The organism is Lysobacter defluvii IMMIB APB-9 = DSM 18482, assembly GCF_000423325.1.
GTDB classification, from domain to species: domain Bacteria; phylum Pseudomonadota; class Gammaproteobacteria; order Xanthomonadales; family Xanthomonadaceae; genus Novilysobacter; species Novilysobacter defluvii.
Map to the genome: position 1 here is coordinate 405,154 of NZ_AUHT01000004.1, position 23,341 is coordinate 428,494.

Annotated in this window: 16 protein-coding genes, 1 tRNA gene and 1 pseudogene; 6 read left to right on the forward strand and 12 right to left on the reverse strand. The window is 72.0% G+C overall.

Annotation, left to right across the window (positions count from 1 at the left end; genetic code table 11):
• Window positions 1-27 precede the first annotated feature (27 nt).
• Genes G545_RS0101990 through G545_RS13200 form a run of 3 tightly spaced genes read right to left on the reverse strand, consistent with a single transcriptional unit; the run spans window position 28 to window position 7,802 of the window.
• Window positions 28-3,114, reverse strand: coding sequence for an efflux RND transporter permease subunit (locus G545_RS0101990; RefSeq protein WP_027068932.1), 3,087 nt, complete (start codon window positions 3,112-3,114; stop codon window positions 28-30).
• Complete coding sequence (locus G545_RS0101995) at window positions 3,111-6,590, reverse strand: efflux RND transporter permease subunit (RefSeq protein WP_231553163.1); 3,480 nt, start codon at window positions 6,588-6,590, stop codon at window positions 3,111-3,113. The genes G545_RS0101990 and G545_RS0101995 overlap by 4 nt, the downstream gene beginning before the upstream one ends.
• A gap of 24 nt (window positions 6,591-6,614) precedes the next feature.
• On the reverse strand, window positions 6,615-7,802 hold the full coding sequence (locus G545_RS13200) for an efflux RND transporter periplasmic adaptor subunit (RefSeq protein WP_052347243.1): 1,188 nt from the start codon (window positions 7,800-7,802) through the stop codon (window positions 6,615-6,617).
• Window positions 7,803-8,052: 250 nt separating this feature from the next.
• Here G545_RS13200 and G545_RS0102005 point away from each other — a divergent pair, with 250 nt between their 5' ends.
• Together G545_RS0102005 and G545_RS0102010 are read left to right on the forward strand one after the other, a co-directional pair.
• The gene (locus G545_RS0102005) at window positions 8,053-8,385 is read left to right on the forward strand and encodes a c-type cytochrome (RefSeq protein ID WP_036139209.1); all 333 of its coding nucleotides are present in this window, start codon (window positions 8,053-8,055) and stop codon (window positions 8,383-8,385) included.
• A gap of 19 nt (window positions 8,386-8,404) precedes the next feature.
• Entirely contained in the window at window positions 8,405-8,818 is a 414-nt protein-coding gene (locus tag G545_RS0102010; RefSeq protein ID WP_027068935.1) for a c-type cytochrome, read from the forward strand.
• 3 nt (window positions 8,819-8,821) lie between these two features.
• Here the strand turns inward: G545_RS0102010 and G545_RS0102015 are convergent, their stop codons facing one another.
• Both G545_RS0102015 and G545_RS0102020 read right to left on the reverse strand, forming a co-directional pair.
• Window positions 8,822-10,594, reverse strand: coding sequence for a hypothetical protein (locus G545_RS0102015; RefSeq protein ID WP_027068936.1), 1,773 nt, complete (start codon window positions 10,592-10,594; stop codon window positions 8,822-8,824).
• A gap of 18 nt (window positions 10,595-10,612) precedes the next feature.
• A complete protein-coding gene (locus G545_RS0102020; protein ID WP_027068937.1) occupies window positions 10,613-11,209 on the reverse strand; it encodes an NfuA family Fe-S biogenesis protein in 597 nt (198 codons plus the stop codon).
• Between the two features lie 90 nt (window positions 11,210-11,299).
• On the opposite strand from G545_RS0102020, the gene G545_RS0102025 reads away from it, so the two are divergent.
• Complete coding sequence (locus tag G545_RS0102025) at window positions 11,300-11,641, forward strand: 4a-hydroxytetrahydrobiopterin dehydratase (protein ID WP_027068938.1); 342 nt, start codon at window positions 11,300-11,302, stop codon at window positions 11,639-11,641.
• Window positions 11,642-11,645: 4 nt separating this feature from the next.
• Window positions 11,646-12,077 (forward strand): energy transducer TonB, encoded by a 432-nt coding sequence (locus tag G545_RS0102030; protein ID WP_052106859.1) that lies wholly within the window; start codon window positions 11,646-11,648, stop codon window positions 12,075-12,077.
• 13 nt (window positions 12,078-12,090) lie between these two features.
• Here G545_RS0102030 and G545_RS0102035 read toward each other — a convergent pair whose 3' ends face one another.
• Complete coding sequence (locus G545_RS0102035; protein ID WP_027068940.1) at window positions 12,091-13,059, reverse strand: RluA family pseudouridine synthase; 969 nt, start codon at window positions 13,057-13,059, stop codon at window positions 12,091-12,093.
• A 454-nt stretch (window positions 13,060-13,513) separates the two neighbouring features.
• Here G545_RS0102035 and G545_RS13205 point away from each other — a divergent pair, with 454 nt between their 5' ends.
• Window positions 13,514-16,918, forward strand: coding sequence for an Rne/Rng family ribonuclease (locus G545_RS13205; protein ID WP_081677669.1), 3,405 nt, complete (start codon window positions 13,514-13,516; stop codon window positions 16,916-16,918).
• A gap of 52 nt (window positions 16,919-16,970) precedes the next feature.
• Here the strand turns inward: G545_RS13205 and G545_RS0102045 are convergent, their stop codons facing one another.
• From G545_RS0102045 to serS, 4 genes and pseudogenes are all read right to left on the reverse strand, one after another.
• Window positions 16,971-17,621, reverse strand: coding sequence for a response regulator (locus tag G545_RS0102045; protein ID WP_027068941.1), 651 nt, complete (start codon window positions 17,619-17,621; stop codon window positions 16,971-16,973).
• Window positions 17,622-17,647: 26 nt separating this feature from the next.
• A tRNA-Ser gene (locus G545_RS0102050) sits at window positions 17,648-17,735 on the reverse strand.
• A 117-nt stretch (window positions 17,736-17,852) separates the two neighbouring features.
• A pseudogene (locus G545_RS13210) lies at window positions 17,853-18,773 on the reverse strand (LysR substrate-binding domain-containing protein); the annotation flags it as partial.
• A 65-nt stretch (window positions 18,774-18,838) separates the two neighbouring features.
• On the reverse strand, window positions 18,839-20,176 hold the full coding sequence (serS, locus tag G545_RS0102060) for a serine--tRNA ligase (protein WP_027068942.1): 1,338 nt from the start codon (window positions 20,174-20,176) through the stop codon (window positions 18,839-18,841).
• A 127-nt stretch (window positions 20,177-20,303) separates the two neighbouring features.
• Between serS and G545_RS0102065 the strand changes: the two genes are divergently transcribed.
• Window positions 20,304-20,933: an energy transducer TonB gene (locus G545_RS0102065; protein ID WP_027068943.1), complete on the forward strand. Its 630-nt coding sequence runs from the start codon at window positions 20,304-20,306 to the stop codon at window positions 20,931-20,933.
• A 1-nt stretch (window position 20,934) separates the two neighbouring features.
• Here G545_RS0102065 and aroA read toward each other — a convergent pair whose 3' ends face one another.
• Window positions 20,935-22,254 carry a 3-phosphoshikimate 1-carboxyvinyltransferase gene (gene aroA, locus G545_RS0102070; protein WP_027068944.1) on the reverse strand — a complete coding sequence of 440 codons (1,320 nt, stop codon included), beginning with the start codon at window positions 22,252-22,254 and terminating at the stop codon, window positions 20,935-20,937.
• Entirely contained in the window at window positions 22,254-23,339 is a 1,086-nt protein-coding gene (gene serC / locus G545_RS0102075; protein ID WP_027068945.1) for a 3-phosphoserine/phosphohydroxythreonine transaminase, read from the reverse strand. Before serC ends, aroA begins: the two co-directional genes overlap by 1 nt.
• Between the last annotated feature and the right edge of the window lie 2 nt (window positions 23,340-23,341).

Here is a 23,341-nt window from a genome sequence, read left to right on the forward strand (position 1 = left end):
GTTGCCGGATCGCGGCTGAAGCCGCTCCTACGCGTTGGTGGCCGGGGCCTCGGTGGCGGCGGACGGAAGCCCTCGTGCGCTGCGCAGCACCCGCCGGGTGGCGATGCTCAGGTCGTCCAGGATCGCGTAGATGGTCGGCAGGAACAGCAGGCTCACGACGGTCGAGAACGCCAGGCCCCCCGCCACCGCGCGGGCCATCGGCGAGTAGGTCAGCCCGCCGAGCACCACCGTGTCGCTGAGCGAGATGGGGATCATCGCCAGGATCGCCGTGCCCATGGTCATCAGGATCGGGCGCAAGCGCTCGCGGCTGCCCTCCACCAGTGCGTCCATGCGGTTCATCCCGCCGCGGCGCCGGTTGTTGATGTGCTCGACCATCACGATGCCGTTGTTCACCACCACGCCCATCAGCACCAGGATCCCGATGAACGCCATCACCGAGAACGTGGTGCCGGTGATCCAGAACAGCCAGAACACGCCCAGGATCGAGAACACCACGCAGCTCATGATCGCCGAGGGGAACAGCAGCGACTCGAAGACCGCGGCCATCACGACGTAGATCATCACCAGCGCCAACAGGGTGTTGAACAGCATCTGGTTCATGGCCTGGGCCTCTTCCTCGAAGCCACTGCCGCCGAAGCTATAGCCGTAGCCGGCCGGGAACGCGACCCGGTCGAGCGCGGCCTCGATCGCCTGCCGCGCCTGCTGCATGGTGGCCCCGGGCGCGAGGCTGGCGACCACCCGGAGCGAGGTCTGGCGGTTGCTGCGCTGGATCTGCGACGCGACCGGACTGGAGCTCACCTCGACCATGGCCATCAGCGGCACGCTGCGCCCATCCGGGGCAGTGACGGTGAAGGTCGCCAGGTCCTCCATCCCGTAGTCCTGGGCACCCTGGAAGCGCACCCAGACCGGGACCTCTTCCTGGCCGCGGCGGAACTCGCGCAGCTGGGCGCCGCGCAGCGCCAGCCCGACGAAGCGGGAGACCTGCTCGGCACTGAAGCCGAATGCCGCCGCCCGCTCGCGGTCCACGCGGATGCGCAGCTCGTTGCCCGTGTCGCCCTGGTCGATGCGCACGTCACGCAGCGACTCCTCCGCCTGCAGGATCGGCAGGATGTCGGTGGCGATCCCGTGCAGTACCGAGGTCGAGTCGCCGACCAGTTCCACCCGCAGGCCGCCACCGCCGGGGCCGCCGCCCTGCCCGCCCTGCTCGCCGACCCGCAGCTCGGCGCGGGCCGACTTGGGCAGGCCCTCGCGGATCCGGTCGATCAACTCGGTCACCTGCCCGGTGCCCTCGTCGAAGTCGACCTGGGTCCCGGCGCCGCCGCCCTCGGAGAACCACGAGTACACCTGCCGGATCCGGAGTTCCTCGCGGTGGGCGTTGAGGTAGTCCTCGATCCGCAGCACCTCGGCGGAGATCTCCTCCAGCGGATAGTTGCCGTGCCAGCGATAGCCGATCACGACCTGGTCGGTGCTGCCATCGCTGAACATGTTGAACTTGGTCTGGGTCATCGGGACGATGCTGACCAGCAGGATCAAGGCGATGCCGGCCACGCTCCAGCCGCGGTGCTCCAGGGTCCAGCGCAGCAGCCGGGCATAGCGGCGCTGCAGCCGGGCGATCAGCCCGTCGGGGTTGTGCACCGCGGGCGGGGTCTTCATCCGAGCCGAAAGCATCGGGATCAGGCTGACGGCCACCAGCCACGAGGCCAGCAGCGACACCGAGATGGTGATCGCGATCTGCGCCATGAAGATGGTGATCTGGTTGGTGTCGCTGAGCAGGTTGGGCACGAACACGATCACGTGCGACAGCGTGCCGGCCGACAGCGCGATGGCCACGTGCCGGGTGCCGATGATCGAGGCGCGCATCGGCTGGTCGGGCATGCGCTCGCGCTCCTGGTAGATGCTCTCGACCACCACCACGGCGTTGTCGACCAGCATGCCCACCGCCAGCAGCAGGCCCATCAGGCTGAGCACGTTGAGCGTGACGCCGGCGAAGTGCATGAAGCCCAGCGTCATCACGAAGCAGATCGGGATCGCCAGGGTCACCATCAGCGTCGACGGCCAGTGGCGCAGGAAGAAGAACAGCACCACGATCGAGAGCAGCAGGCCGACCAGGCCGGCCTCGGCCAGCTCGATGAGCGAGTCGGTGACCTCCTTGCCCATGTCGTTGATGACCTTGACCTCGATCCCGCCCATCCCGGGGCGGTCGCGGATCCGCTCGACCTCCTCCTTGACCCGGCCCGAGACCTCGACCAGGTTGGCGCCACGCTCCTTGTAGATGTCCAGGCCGACCGCGGGCCGTCCCTCCAGGCGCCGGCCCATGTTGAGGCGCGATGGCTGGTAGTTGACCTCGGCGATGTCGGACAGGCGGGTGCCCCGCTCGTCCAGCACCATCGAACGCAGCTGCTCGATGTCCTCCAGCTCGCCCCGGGGCTGCACCCGCAGGCGGCGGCCGGCGTCCTCGATCTCGCCCGCCGACACCGAGAAGTTCGCCTGCTGCAGCCGGGTGGTCAGCTGGTCGAGGTTGATGCCATGGGCGAGCAGCCGGCTGGGGTCGATCGCGACCTCGACCTCGTTCGCGGCCGCGCCGCCGATCTCCACCCGTGCCACCCCGGGCACGCGCTCGAGCCGGCTGCGGAACTCGCGGTCGATCAGGTCGTACTGCCAGCGCAGGTCCTGGTCGCCGGCCAGCCGCACCTGCAGCACCGGCTGGTCGCTGGTCGACCACTTGTGCACGAAGTAGCGGCGGAAGTCGTCCGGCAGTTCCTGCCGGATCGCATCGATGCGCTCGCGGGCCTCCGAGGCGGCGATCGCGACGTCGCGGTCCCAGTCGGAGAACTCCATGAACACGCCGGCGCCGCTGGCGGTGGCGTTGCCCTGCATGCGCTTGACGCCGGTCATCGTCGCCAGCGCCTCCTCGGCCGGGCGCAGCACCGTGCGCTCGACCTCCTCCGGCGTGGAACCCTCGTACGGCAGCTGCACGTACAGGAACGGCGCCGACACGTCCGGCAGCGCCTCCAGCGGCAGCCGGGTGGCCGCGATCAGCCCGATCACCACCATCGAGACGAACAGCATGATGGTGGTGACCGGACGGCGCAGGCTCAGCTGGGCGATGCTCATGCGGGCTGCTCCACGCCGTCGGTGCCGGTGCCATCCTCCAGGCCGCGCGTGATGCGGATCCGCCGTGCGCGCTCGCGGTAGTGCGCGTCGGAGCGGCGGTCCAGCAGGTCGTAGACCACCGGGATCACCACCAGGGTCAGCAGCGTCGACACCAGCAGGCCGCCGATGACCGCGATCGCCATCGGCGCGCGCACCTCGGCCCCGGCGCCACTGGCCAGGGCCAGCGGCAGGAAGCCGAACAGCGTGCTCAGGGTGGTCATGATGATCGGGCGCAGGCGCGAGCGCGCGCCCTCGACCAGCGCCTCGCGCTTGGCCACCCCGGCCTCGCGCAGCTGGTTGACCTTGTCGACCAGGATGATCGCGTTCTTGGTCACCAGCCCGACCAGCAGGATCAGCCCGATGAACACCACCACCGAGATGGTGTTGCCCGTGAGCATCAGCGCCAGCACCGCGCCGACCAGCGCCAGCGGGATGGTGAACAGGATCACGAACGGGTGCAGCAGCGACTCGAACTGCGAGGCCATGACCAGGTAGACCAGGAACACCGCCAGCGCGAAGGCGAACAGCAGCGAGCGCACCGACTCGCCCAGTTCCTGGCCCTGGCCGCCGATGTGCATGCCGACCCCGCCCAGCGGATCGGCGGCGACCATGGCGCGCACTTCCTCGATCGCGGTGCCCAGGTCGATGCCGCGCAGGTTGGCCGAGACCACCGCCACCCGCACCTGGTCGGCGCGGTGGATCTCGCTGGGGCCGATCGTCGGCACCACGTCGGCCACGCTGGACAGGCGCACCGCCCCGCCGCCCGGGGCGGGCACCAGCAGGTCGCCGATGGAGGCGATGGTGGCGCGGTCATCCTCGCGCGCCCGGACCAGCACGTCGATCTTGCGGTCCTGGAAGCTGTAGCGCGTGGCGACCTCGCCGCGGACCTTGGTCACCACCACGTCGGCGATGTCACGCGTGGTCAGGCCGTACGCCGCCGCCCGCTCCTGGTCGAAGATGATCTGGATCTCCGGGTAGCCCTGCTCCACCGTCGAGCTCACGTCGGCGTAGTGGTCGCTGGCGCGCAGCATCGCGGCGAGCTTGCGCCCCGCGGCCTGCAGCTCGTCCAGGTCGTGGCCGGTCAGTTCGATCTCCAGCGGGGTGGACAGGCTCAGCAGCTCGGGCCGCGCGAAGTCGACCTGCGCCTCGGGGAAGTCCCGCATGGTCTCGCGCAGGCGCTCGGTAACCCGCGCCTCCACGTCCGCGCTGCCGCCGCCGGCCATCACCACGGTCAGCTTGCCGATGTTCTCGCCGCTCTCCGTCGGGCTGGCGTCGAGCCGGGTACCGCTGCCGCTGACGCCGTACAGCGCGTGCACGCCCTCCTCGCCGGTGTGGCGGGACTGGACGCGGGCGACCAGTGCATCGGTCTCCTGCAGCGGCGTGCCCGGTGGCAGCTTGGCGGTCATGGTGAAGCGGTCCTGGGCCAGCTGCGGGATCAGGTCGGTTCCCAGCAGCGGCACGATGGCCATCGCGGCGGCGAACACGGCGGTGGCGATGCCCACCACCAGCGCCGGGCGTGCAAGCGCGACCGGCAGCAGGCGCAGGTAGCCGCGTTCGGCGCGCGAGTACGGGGCCATGGCCAGGTCGCTGGCCTTGCCCATCACCGGCGATACCAGCCGCACGGCGAGGCGCCAGGCCCGCACGAACACCCACGCGATGCCGAACACCACCCGTCGCACGAACCCGAAGACCCCGCGGCGCGCCAGCGCGGCCGGCTTACCAAGTCGCGAGCGCGGTTGCCACGGATCGCGCGGCGGCTCCTCCGGGAAGGCCAGCGGGGCGCGCCCCTTGAGCGCGCTCAGCATCGGGATCAGCGTCAGCGAGACCAGCAGCGAGATCGCGATCGCGATCGCGACGGTGAGCGCCTGGTCCTTGAACAGCTGCCCGGCGATGCCTTCCACGAACACCAGCGGCAGGAACACCGCGATGGTGGTGAGCGTCGAGGCGATCACCGCCATGCTGACCTCACGCGTTCCCGCGACCGCAGCCTCAAGGATCCCGAGGCCCCGCTCGCGTGCCTTGGCGATCGATTCCAGCACCACGATCGAGTCGTCCACCACCAGGCCGGTGGCCAGTGCCAGACCGCCCAGGCTCATGACGTTAAGGCTGAGGTCCAGCTGGTCCATCAGGAAGAAGGTGGTAATGATCGAGACCGGCAGCGACAGGCTGACCACGAAGGTGCTCCAGCCGTCGCGCAGGAACAGGAAGATCACCAGGATCGCCAGCGCGCCGCCCAGCACCGCGTCCTTCTTCAGGTCGTCGATGGCCTGGCGGATGAAGGTGGACTGATCCTCGATCACGGTCAGCTGGATGCCTTCGGGCACCTGCTCGCGGATCTGCTCCAGCCGCGCATGCACGGCGTCGGCGGTGGAGACGGTGTTGGCGTCGCCTTCCTTGTAGATGGCCAGTTCGACCGCCTCGCTGCCGTCGAGGCGGATGATCGCGTCGCGCTCCTTGTGCCCCTGGCGGACCTCGGCCACGTCCTTGAGACGGACCGGGACGCCGCCCGCAACCGCGCCGGAGCCCCCGGAGGCACTCTGCACGGAGGCGGCGGCCGCCATCGCGGCCGAGGAGCCGGTCGCGGCGGCCACGCGGGCCATCTCCGCCGCCGCGGCCTCGGCGGCGCTGTCACCGGCCGCGCGCACGGTCACCAGCATCTCGCCGATCTCCTCGACGCTGGCGAACTGGTTGACGGTCCGCACCAGGTAGCGCTGCGACCCCTCTTCCAGGCTGCCGCCGGACAGGTTGATGTTCTCCTGCGCAAGCCGCTGGACCACCGTCGACAGCGGCAGGTTGAGCTGGGCCAGCTTCTGCTGGTCGATCAGCACCTGCACCTCGTCCTCGTAGCCACCGGCGACCTTGACCGCGGCCACGCCCGCGACCGGCTCCAGCTTCTTCTTGAGGTCTTCGTCGGCATAGCGCCGCAGCCCGGTGAGCGCGCCCTCGCTCCCGCCCGCGCTACCGGCCAGGGCGAGGCGGAGGACCGGCTCGGTGGACGGGTTGAAGCGCAGCAGCACCGGCGGATCCACATCCATGGGCAGCTGCAGCGCCTCCATCTTGTCGCGCACCTCCAGGCTGGCCTGGTCCATGTCGGTGCCCCAGGCGAACTCCAGCACCACGTCGCTCTGCCCGGTCCGGGACACCGACTTCAGCCGGCGCAGCCCCTTGACCACGCCGACGGCCTCCTCGACGGGCTCGGTGACCAGGGTTTCGATCTCGGCCGGCGCGGCGCCGGTGTACTCGGTGCGCACGGTGAGCGTCGGGTAGCTCAGGTCCGGCAGCAGGTTGACCTTGAGGTTGCCCAGCGCGATCAGCCCGAACAGCACCAGGGTGATCATCAGCATCGCCACCGTCACCCGGCGGCGGGTCGAGAACTCGACCAGGTCGAAGCCGCCTTCCGCGCGCGGCGGTACGGCCGGGGTGGGGTCCTGGCGCATGTCGGTCATCGTCGGCGCTCCCGGTCAGTCCTGGGCGGAATTGGCGGTGCCGCCCTCGCCGGCCTGGCCGGCGGGTTCCCCGGCCACCGCCGCGGCGCCGTCCGGCTCGCCGCCGTCGGCGACCGCCGGCGCGTCCGGGTCGATCACGGTGACCTTGCCGCCGTCACGCACGGCGGCCTTGCCGGCGACCACCACCTGCGCGCCCGGGGCCAGCCCGTCGCGCACCTCGATCCAGCCGCCGTCCACATAGCCCAGCTCCACCGGCCTGCGCACCGCGACGCCGTCCTCGACCACCAGCACCTCGGCGTTCTCGCCCTGCGCGTCCAGCAGCGCCGAGCGCGGGACCACGAGCGCATTGGCACGCTCGTCGTAGTCGATCCGCAGGCGGCCGAACATGCCGGGCTTGAGCACGCCCCCGGACTCGAACGCGGCAATCACGCGGAAGGTGCCGCTGCCGGCCTCCACCACCGGGGCGACGCGGTCGATGCGGCCGGTGAAACGCTGGCCCGGCAGTGCGTCGACCTGCAGCGACACCGGCTGGCCGGCGCGCAGCGTGGCGAGCTCGCGCTCGGGCACGTTCAAGGTCGCCTCCAGCACCGAGGCGTCCACCACGCGCACGATCGGCGTGTTGATCTGCACGAAGTTGCCGGGCTTGGGAGTGACCTGCGCGACGACGCCGCAGATCGGCGAGGTCACGTTGGCGTAGGACAGCTCCAGCCGCGCCAGCCGGTTCACGGCGCGGGCATTCTCCAGGTCGTAGCGGATCCGGTCGAAGTCCGCGGCCGACAACAGCTGCTGGTCGACCAGCGCCTTCGAACGCTCGAACTCGGCCTCCAGCTTGCGCATCTGCGCCGCGCTCTGCGCCTCCTGCAGGCGGGCGCGGTCGGCGTCGAGCCGCACCAGCACCTGGCCCGCCCGCACCTGGTCGCCCTCGGCGACGAGCACCTCCAGGGCCACGCCCGAGGTCTTGGCGACCACCTGCGCCTCGCCCGGCGCTTCCAGCGCCGCGGTGCCGGTATAGCTCGCGGCCATCGGGCGGTGCTCGGCGGCGGCGACCTCCACCGGCACCGGGGCGGCATCGGCTTCCGCCGCCGCGCCCTGCGCCGGGGCCTGGCCGGGGCCTCCGCAGGCGACCAGGAGGATCAGGCTCGCCCCCAGGGCGGCAACATGGAAGGCGCGGCGGTTCGGGCTGCGGAGGGCGGGCTGGCGCATTGGACGGTCCGTCAGAAAAGGAATCGGGAAGGTCGGAACCCGGCTTGTGCCGGTGTTGTAGATAGGTATATCACCAGTCCGGAAACGCCCCAATCCGCCAAAGGTCACGGTGGGGGGCGCGCGCAGCTTGCATTGGTGGATGCGTACGAACGTGAACGAAAGCTATACTCGGCCGAATGCGGCCAAGGGAGGGGGTTGCGTTCCTCCCGGCCATGCCACCCGCCTGCAGAAAGAGAACGCGGATAATATGATGCGACCGCTGATCACCGCCGCCGCCCTGGCGCTTTCCCTCGTTGCCACGCCCGCACTGGCCCAGGACGGGGCTGCCGGCGCCGGCGATCCCGCCCGCGGCCACCAGCTCAGCTACACCTGCGTGGGCTGCCACGGCATCGCCGGCTACAAGAACGCCTACCCCAACTACCACGTGCCCAAGATCGGCGGGCAGTCGGAAACGTACCTGGTCAACGCACTCACCGAGTACCAGCGCGGTACCCGCAACCACCCGACCATGAACGCGCAGGCGCAGGGCTTCAGCGAGCAGGACATCGCCGACATCGCCGCCTTCCTTTCCGGCCTGCAGTGAGCGCACAGGTAGCCAGCACATGACCAATATCCGCTTCTTCCTTGCCCCGCTCGCCCTGGCCGCCGCGGTCTCGCTTTCCGCCTGCACCGCCGAGGCCCCCGCCTCCGCCGGCGCGGCGATGCCGGGGATGCCCAAGGGCGACCCGGCCGCCGGCGAGCAGCTGGCCAACGCCAAGGGCGCGGCCACCGGCCAGTCGTGCATCGACTGCCATGGCGCCGACGGCAACGCGCCGATCGACCCGACCTACCCCAAGCTGGGCGGCCAGTTCGGCGACTACCTCGCCTACGCCCTGCGCGCCTACCGCGACGGCGACCGCGACCATGCGCTGATGGCGATGCAGGCGCAGGGGCTGTCCGACCAGCAGATCGCGGACCTGAGCATGTACTTCGCCACCCGCCCGGCGCAGATCACCACGCTCCAGGGCAAGCACTGACGTTCAGCCGGCGGCGGGCCCGGTCCCGCCGCCTTCCTGCAGTTCGGGCTTGAACGGGATGTCCGGCGGAGGCCGCGCGCTCGCGGGCTGCTCCACCATGTTCGGGTCCTCGATGCCGCAGCCGCCGCCCATGGCGAGCATCACCGTCTGGCAGACCAGCGTCTTGCTGGTGCCGGGGATCGGGATGCGCACGGTGGTCACGCTGCGCCGGACCCACTCCTCCAGCAGTGTCTCGTTGGGCCGCCAGAACCGGTCGAACGACGTCGGCTCGTAGCCGATCGGCGGGCGCCGCAGCCAGGTGCCGGCGCGGTCGAGGTTGGCGATCTCTTCGGTGATGGTGCCAGGCGGATCCCCGCTGGCACTGCTGCCCGGCGTTTCGGCCAGGCGTACCCGGCCCGCGCTGTCGTACAGGCCCGAGAGGTCGCCTGCCTGCGCCCCGTCGCGCTGGCGGTCGGCCGCGCCCCAGTCATCCCCGCGGACGGGGTCCGTCCAGCCTCCCGGCGCGGGAACCGGGCGCGGGCCGGCGCCTGCGACCGCCGCGGCGCCGCTCGCTTCCTGCGCGGCACCCGCCGGACCGTCCGCGGCTGCCGCTTGCTGGCCGGGGGCCGTGGCTTCCGGCCCAGCGCCCTCCTCCGCGGCGGCCACGGCGTCGGCCGCGTCCCCTTCCCCGGCACTGGCGTCGGGAGCCACCGGTGTCCGCACGGGCATGGGGATGCCGCGCTCCTGCACGAGCTGCTGGCCGGGCTCGAGACCGGCTTCCGGTGTTGGCGCCTGGCGGACGCGCAGCTGCGGCGCCGGTGGCAGCGGCGCGGCCGGGGTGGGCATGGGGATCTCGCGTTCGGCGACGGCGCCGGCGGGCAGCTCCAGTTCGGCGCCGGCGATGGCAGGCGCCGCCACCGGGGCGGGCTCGAGCCGGCGCGGGGGCGCCGGGATCTCCCGCTCCACCGGCCGGGGTTCGACGGCCTGCAGTTCCGGCGTCACCAGCGACGGTTCGAGCGCCGGCGTGGGCGGCGGCAACAGGAAGTCGGTAGTGGTGTCCGGGGCCGGCTCGCTGACCTGCAGTGGCTGCTCGCGCGGCGCGGGCATCGGGATCTCCCGCTCGACCGGGGGGCTGGGCGTGGCGGCCAGTTCCGGGGCCGGTGTCGGGCGCGCCACCTCGAAGGCGGGCGCAGGCAGCGGCGGCTCGGCGGCGGCCGGCTCGGGCGCCGCAGGCGGCTCGGGCGATGCGGCACCGGCGACCACGCGTTGGGGAGCCGCCGCCGCGGCTGCCGGGGCGGTCGCGTCCGCGGCACCAGGCGATGCCTCCGGAACGTCGACCGGGCCGCCCCCGGCCTCGTCGGGCGCGCCATCGCCGATGAACTCGACCTGCACTACGTCCTCTTCGCCCAGCGGCAACGCCGCCGACCGGTCGAACCCGGTCAGCAGCAGCCACAGCATCGCGAAGAACAGCGCGACGTGCCACGCAATGGAAAGCCCGCCGGCAAAAATGCGCAGCGGGCGGTCTCCGGGGTCGGGCGGCTCCCATCCCTGGCGCCATGTCGCGAGGAAGGCCCGCCAGGGACCCGGGTCGGGGCCCGGCGGCTCAGGGGCGCGCGGCGGCCGCGCCGCGAGTTCGGCCACGATCGCCTCGACATGCTCGCGTGCGTCCACCGGGGGCGGGCCGGGGACGAACCAGTCGTCCCAACCGCGCGGGATGCCGTCGCTGCCACGGGTGCGGTACGCATGCAGGCGCATGCGCCGCTGGAGTGCCTCGATGTATGCGTCGGCCGTGGGCATCAACGACGCGCCGGAGGATCAGGCGCGCTGGTCGCGGGCGAAGTACGGCGCCGCGCCGGTGTCGTGGTCGGTCGCGTCGCGGACCGCGGTCACCCCCGGCACCTTCTGCAGCAGGGTCTTCTCGATCCCCTGCTTGAGGGTGACGTCGGCCATGCCGCAGCCGTGGCAGCCCCCGCCGAAGCGCAGGATGACGACGCCCTCGGCGGTCACTTCCTCCAGGCTGACGCTGCCGCGGTGGGAGGCGAGCTGCGGGTTGATCTCGTTGTCGATGACGTAGCGGACCCGCTCCACCAGCGATGCGGACTCGGGCGGCGGCGCGCCCTTGATGCCGGGGGCGCGGATCTGCAGCTGGCCCGCGGTCCCGCGCTGCTCGTAGTCGATCTGCGCGCCGTCGAGGTAGCGGGTGCTGGAGGCGTCCAGCCAGAGGGTGAAGCCGTCGCAGTCGACCGCCCACTCGTCGCCCTTGAGGTCGGCGGGCTCGGCGAACTCCAGGCGGACGTCGGCGCGGGGGGTGCCCGGCTCGACGGCACTCAGGCGCACGCCAAGCCCCGGCAGGGCCTCGCGCTCGATCAGCTTGCGGAAGTGCTGCTGGGCGGTATCGGAGATCTGGATCATGCGGGCATTCTAGCCTCCCCCGGCTGTCCCGCAGCCCAGCGGCCGGTTGCCGTACGATCAGCGTTGCCCTGCGCACCACCGGAGACCCCGATGAACGACCTGATTCCGCTCGCCCAAGCCCACTGCATGCCCCGCCGCGGCGCGTCGCACCGGCTCGGCGACGCACGCCTGCGCGAACTCCTGCCCCAGGTCCCGGGCTGGGAGGTGGTCGAGGACGGCGAGGCGATCACCAGGACCTTCCGCTTCGACGACTACTACCGGACCATGGCGTTCGTGAACGCGCTGGCCTTCGTCGCCCACCGCGAGGACCACCATCCGGACCTCCAGGTCCATTACGACCGCGTGGTGGTCCGCTACTCCACGCACGACGTGGGCGGGCTGAGCGAGAACGACTTCATCTGCGCGGCCAAAGCCGACGCCCTCACGGAGTAAGGCCATGTCCCAGTCCCGCACCGATACGGCCCGTGCCCCGCTCCTGCTGCCACTTGCCGGCCTCGTTGCCGCCGTGGCCCTTGCCGGTTGCGATCGCCCCGTCGACTCCGAGGCAGTGGTCGCGCCTACCCAGCCCATGGCGCGCCACACGCCGCCGCCCGAGTACCCGGTGGAACTGGCCTGCTACGACGTCGGCGGCACGGTCGAGCTGATCATGGAGGTCGGCCTGGACGGAAAGCCCCAGCAGGTGCGGGTGGAGCGCAGCAGCGGCCAGCCGGCCCTGGACGAGGCCGCGCTGGCGGCCGTGCGCGAGTGGGAGTTCACCCCCGGCACGCGCGGCGGCCAGCCGGTGGCCTCCGACCTGCGGGTCCCGGTCACCTTCCGGCCGCCCACCGAGCGGCCGCAGATGTGCAACCTGGTCGACGAGCAGCGCTGAGCCGCGCCCCGGCTCAGCGGCCGCCGGCGAGGCGGTCCAGCACCGCGGTGAGCTCCGCCGGCAGGGGCGCGTTCAGCAGGTAGGGCGTCCTGCCGCCGTCCAGCTCGAACTCCAGGGTCGAGGAGTGGAGGAACAGCCGGCGCAGGCCGGCCTTCTCGCGAAGGCGCTTGTTGACCTCCGGGTCGCCGTACTTGTCGTCGCCGGCAACCGGGTGGCCGATGTGCCGGGCGTGGGCCCGGATCTGGTGGGTGCGGCCGGTCTCGATCCTCACCTCGCCATAGGAATGCCCCCCCATGCGCTCGATCACCCGGAAGTGGCTGACCGAGGGCTTGCCGGCGGCATTCACCTGCACGTGCCGCTCGCCGCCCTGGCGCAGCCCGACGTGCAGCGGCGCATCGACCGTCATGGTCCCGTCCGGCATCCGCCCGGTCAGCAACGCCAGGTAGCGCTTCGCGATCCCGTGCTCCTCGCGCAGCAGGGCCTGCAATTCGACCAGGGCCGAGCGCTTCTTGGCGACGATCAGCAGGCCGGAAGTGTCCCGGTCCAGCCGGTGCACCAGCTCCAGGGTCTGCCCCGGGCGTGCGGCCCGTAGGGTCTCGATGGCGCCGAAGCTGATCCCGCTGCCGCCATGGCTGGCGACCCCCGAGGGCTTGTCCAGCGCCAGCAAGCGGTCGTCCTCGAACACCACCGCGGCCTGCAGCGCGTCCATGTAGGCGCGCGGCGGCGTGGCGGTGGCGCCGGGCTCCCCGGTGCGAACCGGGGGAATGCGGACCTCGTCCCCGCCCTCCAGCCGCCGGTCGACCTTCACCCGGCCGCCGTTCACCCGCACCTGGCCGGAGCGCACGATCTTGTAGACGAGCGAGCGCGGCGTGCCCTTCAGCTGGCCCAGGAGGAAGTTGTCCAGGCGCTGTCCGGCGCGGTCCTCCGGGACGGTCACCAGGCGGGCGCCGCCGCGGTTTTCGGGGTTTTCTGGGGGGGTCATTGGGCCGGATTGTTCTGCTACACTCGCGACGCGAGATAAGGTTTTGATTTGGCAGGGGTTGCCCTGCCGCGATGGCTGCGGGCTGGCCGTGCCGGGAAAGCACCCGGTCCGGACCGCGGCATGCCGGGTCCAGAGTGCGCCAGCGCCATGTTAGCAACGGCCTGCGCCGGGAACCTTGGCTCGTCCGGTGGGTCACACCTCCGGTGATATCGGAATGAACACGACCCGGCGGCGAGGGGGCCCTGCCCTGGCGCCGCCGGCCCGGAAAAGAACAACGCAGCAGACAAGCGCTCCCGCGGCCCGCCGTGGTGTTGCAGCGCTGGAAATCGGAAGGCAACGCCAGCACGCGCACCGGCGCCCGGGTACCGGTAGCAGCGGGCCGTGCAGGCGTAGCGGAGGTTCCAGGGGCTACGCCAAGGCGTTCGGCGCGGAGTTGCGCGCGAGGAACGCGACAATGAAACGCATGCTGATCAATGCGACGCAGGCAGAAGAACTGCGCGTCGCGATCGTGGACGGCCAGAACCTGTACGACATCGACATCGAGCAGCCGTCCCAGGAACAGAAGAAGTCCAACATCTACAAGGGCCGCATCACGCGGCTGGAGCCGTCGCTCGAGGCGGCCTTCGTCGAGTACGGCGGCAACCGCCACGGCTTCCTGCCGCTGAAGGAAATCTCCCGCGACTACTTCCAGTCCGGCGTCGACCCGAACAAGGCCGGCCTCAAGGAATTGCTGCGCGAGGGCCAGGAAGTCGTGGTCCAGGTCGACAAGGAGGAGCGCGGGAACAAGGGCGCCGCCCTGACCACCTTCATCTCGCTGGCCGGCCGCTACATGGTGCTGATGCCCAACTCGCCCACCGCCGGCGGCGTCTCGCGCCGGATCGAGGGCGAGGACCGCGCCGAGCTCAAGCGGGCGATGGAGGCGATGACCATCCCCGACGAGATGGGCGTGATCATCCGCACCGCCGGCGTCGGCCGCGACGCCGAGGAGCTGCAGTGGGACCTCGACTACCTGCTCCAGGTCTGGAAGTCGGTCTGCGACGCGGCCCTGGCCAAGCCCGCCCCGTTCCTGATCTACCAGGAAAGCCGGCTGATCATCCGCGCGCTGCGTGACTACATGCGGCCGGACATCGGCGAGATCCTGGTCGACACCGAGGAGATGTACGCCGAGGCGCGCGAGTTCATCGAGCAGGTGATGCCGCACAACCTGCGCAAGCTCAAGCACTACACCGACGACGTCCCGCTGTTCAACCGCTACCAGATCGAGTCCCAGATCGAGAGCGCCTACGAGCGCGAGGTGCGCCTGCCGTCCGGCGGCGCGCTGGTCATCGACCAGACCGAGGCGCTGACCGCGGTGGACGTCAACTCCGCGCGCGCCACCAAGGGCGGCGACATCGAGGAGACCGCGCTCAATACCAACCTGGAGGCGGCCGAGGAGGTCGCCCGCCAGATGCGCCTGCGCGACCTGGGCGGCCTGGTGGTGATCGACTTCATCGACATGTCCTCGTCCAGGCACCAGCGCGAGGTCGAGAACCGGCTGCAGCAGTCGCTGCGCCAGGATCGCGCCCGGGTGCAGGTGGGCCGGATCTCACGCTTCGGCCTGCTGGAGATGAGCCGCCAGCGCCTGCGCCCGTCGCTGGGCGAGTCGAGCCAGATCGTTTGCCCGCGCTGCGAGGGCCAGGGCCGGATGCGCTCGGTCGAGTCGCTGTCGCTGGCCATCCTGCGGGTGGCCGAGGAGCACGCGATGAAGGACAACACCGGACAGGTGCTGGTACAGGCCCCGGTGGAGATCGCCAACTACCTGCTCAACGAGAAGCGCCGCGCCCTGAGCGAGATCGAGACGCGCCACGATGCGCCGGTCGTGATCGTCGCCGACGAGCACCTGCACACCCCGCACTACGAGGTCACCCGCCTGCGCGAGAACGAGCTGGGCGAGGAGAGCAGCAAGCCGAGCTACCACCGTGGCACGCAGCGCAAGCTGCCGGTGCACGCACTGAGCAAGGCCAACCTCAACATCCCGAAGCCGGCGGTCACCAACGTCCGCCACGAGCGCCCCGCCCCGGTGCGCGAGCTCCGCGAGCCGGAAGCACCGGCACCCGCGCCGGCCCCGGCCCCGGTGGTGGCCCCGACCCACTCCATCGGCATGGTGGAGCGGATCATGCGCTTCTTCCGCGGCGCCCCGGTCGCCGACGCCGCGAAGTCCGCCGCGGACGCCTCGCGCGAGTCCGGCCGTGACGCAGACCGCGGCAACGGCCGCCGGCGCGGCAAGGGCGGCCGCGACAACGGTACCCGCCGCGACGAGGCACGCGCCAACGGCAACGCCAACGGCAACGGCAAGCAGCCCGGCCGCGAGGCCGCGGGCGAGGAGCGCAGCCAGGAGCGCCGCCAGCGCGGCAAGGGCCGGGGCGAGCGCGCCGACCGCCAGGACAAGGCCCGTTCCGGCGCCAACGGCAACGCCTCCGCCAGCGGAAATGGCAAGCGCGAGCGCCAGGACCGGGACGAGCAGCCCCGCGCCGCGGCCCAGGCTGCGCAGGACGCACCCGGGACCCGCAAGGGCCGCACCAGCGAGGCACCCGAGGCTGTGGAAGAGCGCCGTGTCGCCGCAGCGGCACCGGGGGTCGCCAGCGCCGAGGCGCCGGACGAGCGCAACCTGCAGCCGGTGAAGGACTCTGGCTACATCAAGGGCACCGACCCGGATGCCGAAGCCACCGAAGGGGAAGGCAGCAGCCGTCGCCGTCGTGGCCGTCGCGGTGGCCGCCGCCGTCGCCGCAGTGGCGAAAACGCCGGCGCCGACCGTCCGGACACCGCCGACATCGACGCCGCGTCCGACGCGGAGAGCGTCGATGACGTGCCGCCGGTACCCAGCGGCGGCTCCCACCCCGAGTTCGACTTCGCCGAGGAGGCCGCCAGCAACCTGCCGGGCACCGACGAGGGCAAGGACGGCGCCGCGAAGAAGAACGCAGCTCCGGGTTCCGCTCCGTCCCCGGCTCCCGCGCCGTCGGCGCCTCCCGCTGTAGCGGAAGCTCCCGCAACGGCCCCCGCCGCTGCACCGGCTCCCGCCCCGGCGCCCGCTCCCGCCCGGGAGGCCGCTTCCGAGCCGGTACAGGCGAATGCCGATCCGGCCAGTGAAGCGGCCGACAGGGTCGCGGACGAGGAGCCGGCGAAGAGTGCCGATCCGGTGGCCAGCCACGGGGAAACGGCCAACGCCGGCGCCAGTTCCGATGCCGATGCCGATGCCGCGGCCGGAGCCGAGGCTCAGCCCAGGCCGGCCAGCCGCAGCCGCCGTCCACGCAAGTCCGCTGCCAAGCGCGCCGCAGCCGCGGCCGCCAGCCCGGACGCTGCCCCCGGCGCCACCGGGGGCGTAGCAGACGGTGACCCGGGGACCACGGTCGCCTCCGAGGCCGAGGCACCGGCGCCTGCGCCTGCCGCCGTGGTCGAGGAGACCCGCGCGGACAGCGTGCCGGAGGTCGTCCCCGCACCTGCCCCGGTCAGCGAACCGGAGCCGGCCACGCCGGCGCTCGTCGCGCAGGCGCAGGATCCGGTCGCCGATGAAGCCCCGGCTGCGCCGCCCGCACCCGACGCCCTGGGCGGCGGCGGCGGGAATGCTGCCGAGACCGCACCCGATGCGCTCGGCGCCGGGGACGAAGACGCGGCCGAACCCGCGCCGGACGCACTGGGCGGCGGCGGCGCCGAGACCGCGGTGGAGCCCCGGACCGGCAACCTGTTCGACACCAACGAGGCGCCGGCCCCCTCCCCCGCTCCCGCGCCGGCCCCTGCCGACGCGGCGACCGAGGGTGCGGAACAGGCGGGCGTCGAAGGGCAGCCGGCAACGGAAGACGACAGCAAGCGCGACGCAAGCTGACGCGCCAGCCGGGAACACGGAAACGGGCCGCTGATGCGGCCCGTTTTCTTTTTCAGCCGGGGACCGAGGTTTCCTCGACCAGCCCGTACTGCCCCATCAGCCGGGCCAGCGCCACGGTGTCTCCGATCCCGAGCTTGTCGAACAGCCGGCTCTTGTGGGTGTTGACCGTCTTGGGACTCAGGCTGAGCCGTTCGGCGATCTGGCCCTGCCGCAGGCCCTGGGCGAGCATCAGCGCAACCTCCAGCTCCCGGTCGCTCAACGCGTCGAAGGGGTTGCCCGCGCCATCGATGCCCGACAGCGCCATGTGCCGGGCCACGTTGCCGGCCAGGAAGCGCCGGCCCCGCGACACCTCGCGGATCGCGTCCAGCAGTTCTTCCGCATCGCCGCCCTTGCCCACGTAGCCCGAGGCACCGGCCTCCAGCAGCCGGCGCGGCATCGGTCCGTCCTCGAGCACGGACACCATCACCACCCGCGTGTCGGGCTGCCCGCGCACGATGCGCTCGGTGACCTCGAGTCCGCTCATCCCCGGCAGGTGCAGGTCGCACAGCACCACGTCGGGCTTGAGCGCGCGTACCTGCGGCAACGCCGCCTCGCCGGTCGATGCCTCGCCGACCACCTCCATGTCAGGCTGCCCGGACACGATCAAGCGGATGCCGCTGCGCACCAGCGCGTGGTCGTCAACGATGAAGATCCTGATCGCCATACCCTTCTTCCTCCTTGATGGGTGAGTGGCGGAAGCGGTGGGATTCGAACCCACGAACGGTTGCCCGTTGCCGGTTTTCAAGACCGGTGCCTTCAACCACTCGGCCACGCTTCCACTGGGTCCCCCTGGTTCCCTGCCGCGTCCTGCGGCGGGGCTATTCTGTCACGGGACGCCCGCCTGGCGGCGGAACGCGGCTTCCTCTTCCGCGGAGCAGGGCTTGCCGTTGATCTCGCCGCAGCCCAGCCGCGCGGTTTCGATCATCGGCGGCAGCTTCTCGGCCAGGAAGTCGATGAACACCCGCACCGCCGGGAGCATGCCGCGGCGCGAGGCGAACACCGCGTGCGAGATCCCCTGCGGCAGGCGCCACTGCGGCAGCACCACCTTGAGGGTGCCGTTGCGCACGGCGTCGGAGCAGATGGTTTCCGGCAGCAGGGTGATGCCGACGCCGCGCTCGGCCAGCGCCATCAGCATGGGGAAATCGAAGCCGCTGACCCGCGGCTTGAGGTCGACGCGCTTGACCTCGCCCCCGGGCCCGTGGAGTTCCCAGCGCTGCGGGGCGTCGTCGTCGCTCATCGCCAGGGTGACGTGCTCGGCCAGCTCGTCGGGGCTGGCCGGCTCCCCCATGCGCCGCAGGTAGTCCGGGCTGGCGACCAGCAGCTCCTGGATCATGCCGAAGCTGCGCATGACCAGGCTGCCGTCGTCGTCCAGCCGCGTGCGCACGCGCAGCGCGACGTCGATGCCCTCGTTGATGATGTCCACGCGCCGGTTGCTGACCGTCAGGTGCACGCGCACCTCCGGGTAGCGCGCCAGGAACTCGGGCAGCAGCCGCGGCATGTTCTGCTGCGCCATGCTGACCGGCACGCTGACCCGGACCACGCCGCGCGGCTCGGCGCTCAGGCGATCGACCACCTCGCGCGCCGCCTGGGCCTCGCTGAGCATGGTCTGGGCATGGCGGTACACGGCTTGGCCCACGTCGGTCACCGCGAAACGGCGCGTGGAGCGCTGCAGCAGGCGCACGCCCAGCTCGGCCTCCAGCTGGCTGATCCGCCGGCTGAGGCGGGACTTGGGGATCCCCAGTGCCCGCTCGGCGGCGGCGAACCCGGCGTGCTCCACCACCACGGCGAAGTAGTACAGGTCGTTCAGGTCGTGCATCCGGTGTTCCCTCGGTGGAACGAATGGGGCTATTTGAGCAGCTTTGCCGGCAATCCGTCAGCAGTTCAGGGCCGGATCGACTCCACCCCGCCCATGTACGGGCGCAGCACCTCGGGGACGGTGATCGACCCGTCCTCCTGCTGTCCGTTCTCCATCACCGCGATCAGCGCACGGCCGACCGCGACGCCGGAACCGTTGAGGGTATGCACCAGCTCGGGCTTGCCGGTTTCCGGGTTGCGCCAGCGCGCCTGCATGCGCCGGGCCTGGAAGGCGCCGCAGTTGGACACCGAGGAGATCTCGCGGTAGGTCTGCTGGCTCGGCAGCCAGACCTCCAGGTCGTAGGTCTTGGTGGCCGAGAAGCCCATGTCGCCGCTGCACAGCAGCATCCGCCGGTACGGCAGGCCCAGCCGCTCGAGTACGGCCTCGGCGTTGCGGGTCATGCGCTCGTGCTCGTCCGCGCTCTGCTCCGGGCGGGTGATGCTGACCAGCTCCACCTTCTCGAACTGGTGCTGGCGGATCATCCCGCGGGTGTCGCGGCCGTGGCTGCCGGCCTCGGCGCGGAAGCACATCGAGTGCGCGGTCATGCGCAGCGGCAGCACGGCGGCGTCGGTGATCGCGTCGCGGACCAGGTTGGTCAACGGCACCTCGGCGGTCGGAACCAGGTAGCGGCGGCTGTTGGGCTCGCCGGCTTCCCCGATCTCGGTGGCGAACAGGTCGTCCTCGAACTTCGGCAGCTGGCCCGTGCCCTGCATCGCATCGGGGTTGACCAGCACCGGGACGTTGGTCTCCTCGTAGCCGTGCTCGCCGGTGTGCAGGTCGAGCATGAACTGCGCCAGCGCCCGGTGCAGGCGCGCGACCGGTCCGCGCAGCACGGTGAAACGCGCCCCGCTCAGCTTCGCCGCGGACTCGCCATCGAGCCAGCCGTGCGGTGCGCCCAGGGCGACATGGTCCTTCACCTCGAACCCGAAGTGGCGCGGCTCGCCCCAGCGGTGCTGCTCGACGTTGCCGGCCTCGTCCTCGCCGACTGGCACCGAGTCGTCCGGCAGGTTCGGGATCCCGAGGGCGATCGCCTCCAGCTCGCCGCGGATCGCGTCGAGGCGCTCCTCGCTCTCCTTCAGCTCGTCGCCGAACCCGGCGACCTCGGCCTTGATCCGCTCGACCTGCTCTTCGAGCGACGCCGCCTCGTCGCTGCCCTGCGCCTTCCTGAGCCGCCCCATCAGTCCGCCGATCTCCTTCGACCTGGAGTTGCGCAGGGCCTGCAGCTCCTGTGTGCGCGCCTGGATCTGCTTGCGCTCGGCCTCCAGCGCGGACAGCGAGGCAGCATCCAGCTCGTGGCCGCGGGTCTCGCGCAGGCGTCGGGCAAGGTCGTCGGGCTGCTGGCGCAGCAGGGCGGGGTCGAGCATGGAAGGCACCTTGTGGAAGCGGTTGCGGGGATTATCGCCCGAGACGCACCCGGCCCGCCCTACCCCCGGTCCGGGCAGCAACGCCGCGAATATGCAAAATGGGGCCGAGACCACTTCGCGATCGCCCATGCCCGACCAGGACGCGACACCCCGCCGCCGCAATCCCCTGCTACCCGCACCGGGTGCGCTGTTGTTGATCGCGCTCGCGGTCGCGCTGGGGATCGGCGCCTTTGCACTGCTGTGGTACAGCGACCGGGACGACCACGACTTCTACCGCAGCGAAGGCGCCCCGCCGACCGCTTCCCAACCGATCTACCAGCCACTGCCGGCGCCCGCTTCCGAGCGTGGCCAGGACCTGGCACTGCCGGAACGCTCCGAAGCCGAAGAGGAGGAGAGCGTGGCCGCGGAGCAGGCCGAGGCAGCGCCGCAGCCGGCGGAGGCCGCCCCGCCCCCGCCCGCGCCGCGGGCCACCGGCGAGAGCCGGCCGCCCCGCCCCATCGCCGGCATGACGCCGAGCCCGCGGTACCCGCCTGCCGAGTTGCGCAGGGGCCGGGGCGGCACGGTGATGCTGCGCGTCGAGGTCGGTCCGGACGGGGTGCCCACCGCCGTCACCGTGGCCGAAAGCAGCCGGTCGCGGGCCCTGGACCGGGCGGCGATCGAGGCCGTCCGCGGCTGGCGGTTCGAACCGGCGCTGCTGGACGGGCAACCCGCGGGCGGCACGGTGCGGGTGCCGATCGAGTTCACTCCCGCCCGCTGAGTCACTCCGGCGCGGGTTCCTCCGCGAGCCCCATCCCGGCGCCCGCCGCGAGCGACGCAAAACCCGGGAACGAGGTCGCCACGTTGGCCACGTCGCGCACCCGCACCGGGGCAGGCGTGCACTGCGCGGCGACCGCCAGGGCCATCGCGATCCGGTGGTCACCCAGTGCTTCGACCGTGCCGCCGCGCGACAGCGGCCCCCGGATGACCGCGCCATCGGGCGCCTCGTCGACCGTCGCGCCCAGCTCGCGCAGGCCCACGGCCATCGCGGCGATCCGGTCCGACTCCTTCACCCGCAGCTCGGCCGCGCCGCGCACTACCGTCTCGCCGCGGGCACAGGCGGCGGCGACGAACAGCGCGGGGAACTCGTCGATCATGTCGGGCACCAGCGCTTCGGGCACCTCGATCCCCGACAGGGGCGCGTGCCGGACCCGCAGGTCGGCGGTCTCGGTCCCGGCCCGGCTCCGCGCGGCCAGGACCTCGATGTCCGCCCCCATCCTGCGCAGCGCCTCGAGCAGGCCGGTGCGGCGCGGGTCGAGCCCGACACCGGTGAGCAGCAGGTCCGAACCGGGCACGACCGTGGCGGCAACCAGGAAGAACGCCGCCGAGGAGAAGTCGCCCGGCACCTCCACGTCCGTGGCAACCAGCCGGTGCCCCCCGCCGAGGGCGGCACGCCCGGGGCTCCATTCCACCGGCCAGCCGAAGGCGGCGAGCATGCGCTCGGTGTAGTCGCGGGTCGGACGCGGCTCGACGACGCTGGTGCGGCCGTCGGCATACAGGCCGGCGAGCAGGAGTGCGGATTTCACCTGCGCGCTTGCGACCGCCAGCACGTGGTCCGTGCCCAGGAGCGGCTGGCCGCCCTGGATGCGCAGCGGTGGCACGCCGCCATCGGCCGTGCCGATCCGCGCCCCCATCGCGCCAAGGGGATCCACCACGCGCCGCATCGGCCGCGTGGACAGCGAGCGGTCGCCCACCAGTTCGCTGTCGAACGCCTGGCCGGCGAGCAGTCCCGCCAGCAGCCGCATCCCGGTGCCGGAGTTGCCGCAGTCCAGCGGGCCTTCCGGGGCGCGCAACCCGTGCAGCCCGACGCCGTGCACGTGCCGCACGCCCGGCGTGGGTGCCTCGATGCGGACCCCCATCTGCTCCAGGATGCGTGCGGTCGCGACCGTGTCGGCGCCTTCCAGGAAGCCGTGGATGCGGGTCTCGCCTTCGGCCAGCGCGCCCAGCATCAGCGCCCGGTGCGAGACCGACTTGTCCCCGGGCACCCGCACCCGCCCGCGCAGCGGCCGCCCGGGCCGGGCCACCCAGTCCTGCCGGTCCATCAGCCGTGCCGCTTCCGGAAGTCGTCCATGAAGCCGGCCAGCGCACGCACGCCCTCGACCGGCATGGCGTTGTAGATCGAGGCCCGCATGCCGCCAAGCGCCCGGTGCCCCTTCAGGCCGATCAGTCCGGCTTCGGTGGCCTCGCGCAGGAACAGCGGGTCCAGCCCCCGATCGTGCAGGTGGAACGGCACGTTCATGCGCGAGCGCACCCGCGGCGCGACGTCGTTGCGGTAGAACCCGCCGGAGCCGTCGATCGCCGCGTACAGCAGCGCCGCCTTCTCCGCGTTGCGGCGGGCGAACTCCTCGACCCCGCCCTCGTCCAGCATCCACCGGAACACCAGGCCGGCCAGGTACCAGTTGAAGGTGGCCGGCGTGTTGAGCATCGAGCCCGCGCGCGCATGCTCGCGGTAGTCCAGGATCGGCGCCCGTGGCTGTCCGGTCCGCTCCAGCAGGTCGGGCCGGATCACCGCGACGGCGATCCCGGACGGCCCCAGGTTCTTCTGGGCGCCCGCGTACACCATGGCGAGGCGGCTGAAATCCAGCGGACGGGAGGCGATGCTGGAGCTGAAGTCCGCCACCAGCGGCACGTCGCCGGCGTCCGGCACCCCCTCGAACTCGACCCCGTGGATCGTCTCGTTGTCGGTGTAGTGCAGGTACGCCGCGTCCTCCGACAGCCGCCACTGCGCGACCGGGGGAACGTCGACGTAGCGCTCCGGACCGGTATCCGCGGCGAGGTTCACCGCGACCGTAGCCTCGGCCTGCTGGACCGCGAGGCGGCCCCAGTGCCCGGTCACCACGTAGTCGGCGGCCTGCCCGGGCGCGGCGAAGTTGAGGGGGATCAGCGCCTGCTGGGTGGTCGCGCCGCCGGCCAGGAACAGGACCCGGTACTCATCCGGGACCGTGAGCAGGCTGCGCAGGTCCGCCTCGGCACGCGCGGCGACCTCCATGAACTCCCCGCCCCGGTGGCTGAGTTCCATCACCGAGGCGCCGGTGCCACGCCACTCCAGCAGTTCTTCCTGCGCCTGCCGCAATACCGGCTCCGGCAGGGCCGCCGGGCCGGCGCTGAAATTGAATGCACGGGTCATCG

Bases quoted from the DNA above. Each gene is read 5' to 3' on its own strand.
- G545_RS0102035 (WP_027068940.1), bottom strand. From the start codon at position 13,059: ATGACCCCCCCAGAAAACCCCGAAAACCGCGGCGGCGCCCGCCTGGTG.
- G545_RS0102045 (WP_027068941.1), bottom strand. From the start codon at position 17,621: ATGGCGATCAGGATCTTCATCGTTGACGACCACGCGCTGGTGCGCAGC.
- G545_RS0102030 (WP_052106859.1), top strand. From the start codon at position 11,646: ATGTCCCAGTCCCGCACCGATACGGCCCGTGCCCCGCTCCTGCTGCCA.
- G545_RS0101995 (WP_231553163.1), bottom strand. From the start codon at position 6,590: ATGCGCCAGGACCCCACCCCGGCCGTACCGCCGCGCGCGGAAGGCGGC.
- G545_RS13205 (WP_081677669.1), top strand. From the start codon at position 13,514: ATGAAACGCATGCTGATCAATGCGACGCAGGCAGAAGAACTGCGCGTC.
- G545_RS0102015 (WP_027068936.1), bottom strand. From the start codon at position 10,594: ATGCCCACGGCCGACGCATACATCGAGGCACTCCAGCGGCGCATGCGC.
- G545_RS0102010 (WP_027068935.1), top strand. From the start codon at position 8,405: ATGACCAATATCCGCTTCTTCCTTGCCCCGCTCGCCCTGGCCGCCGCG.
- G545_RS13200 (WP_052347243.1), bottom strand. From the start codon at position 7,802: ATGCGCCAGCCCGCCCTCCGCAGCCCGAACCGCCGCGCCTTCCATGTT.
- G545_RS0102005 (WP_036139209.1), top strand. From the start codon at position 8,053: ATGCGACCGCTGATCACCGCCGCCGCCCTGGCGCTTTCCCTCGTTGCC.
- G545_RS0101990 (WP_027068932.1), bottom strand. From the start codon at position 3,114: ATGAGCATCGCCCAGCTGAGCCTGCGCCGTCCGGTCACCACCATCATG.
- aroA (WP_027068944.1), bottom strand. From the start codon at position 22,254: ATGGACCGGCAGGACTGGGTGGCCCGGCCCGGGCGGCCGCTGCGCGGG.
- G545_RS0102020 (WP_027068937.1), bottom strand. From the start codon at position 11,209: ATGATCCAGATCTCCGATACCGCCCAGCAGCACTTCCGCAAGCTGATC.
- G545_RS0102065 (WP_027068943.1), top strand. From the start codon at position 20,304: ATGCCCGACCAGGACGCGACACCCCGCCGCCGCAATCCCCTGCTACCC.
- serC (WP_027068945.1), bottom strand. From the start codon at position 23,339: ATGACCCGTGCATTCAATTTCAGCGCCGGCCCGGCGGCCCTGCCGGAG.
- G545_RS0102025 (WP_027068938.1), top strand. From the start codon at position 11,300: ATGAACGACCTGATTCCGCTCGCCCAAGCCCACTGCATGCCCCGCCGC.
- serS (WP_027068942.1), bottom strand. From the start codon at position 20,176: ATGCTCGACCCCGCCCTGCTGCGCCAGCAGCCCGACGACCTTGCCCGA.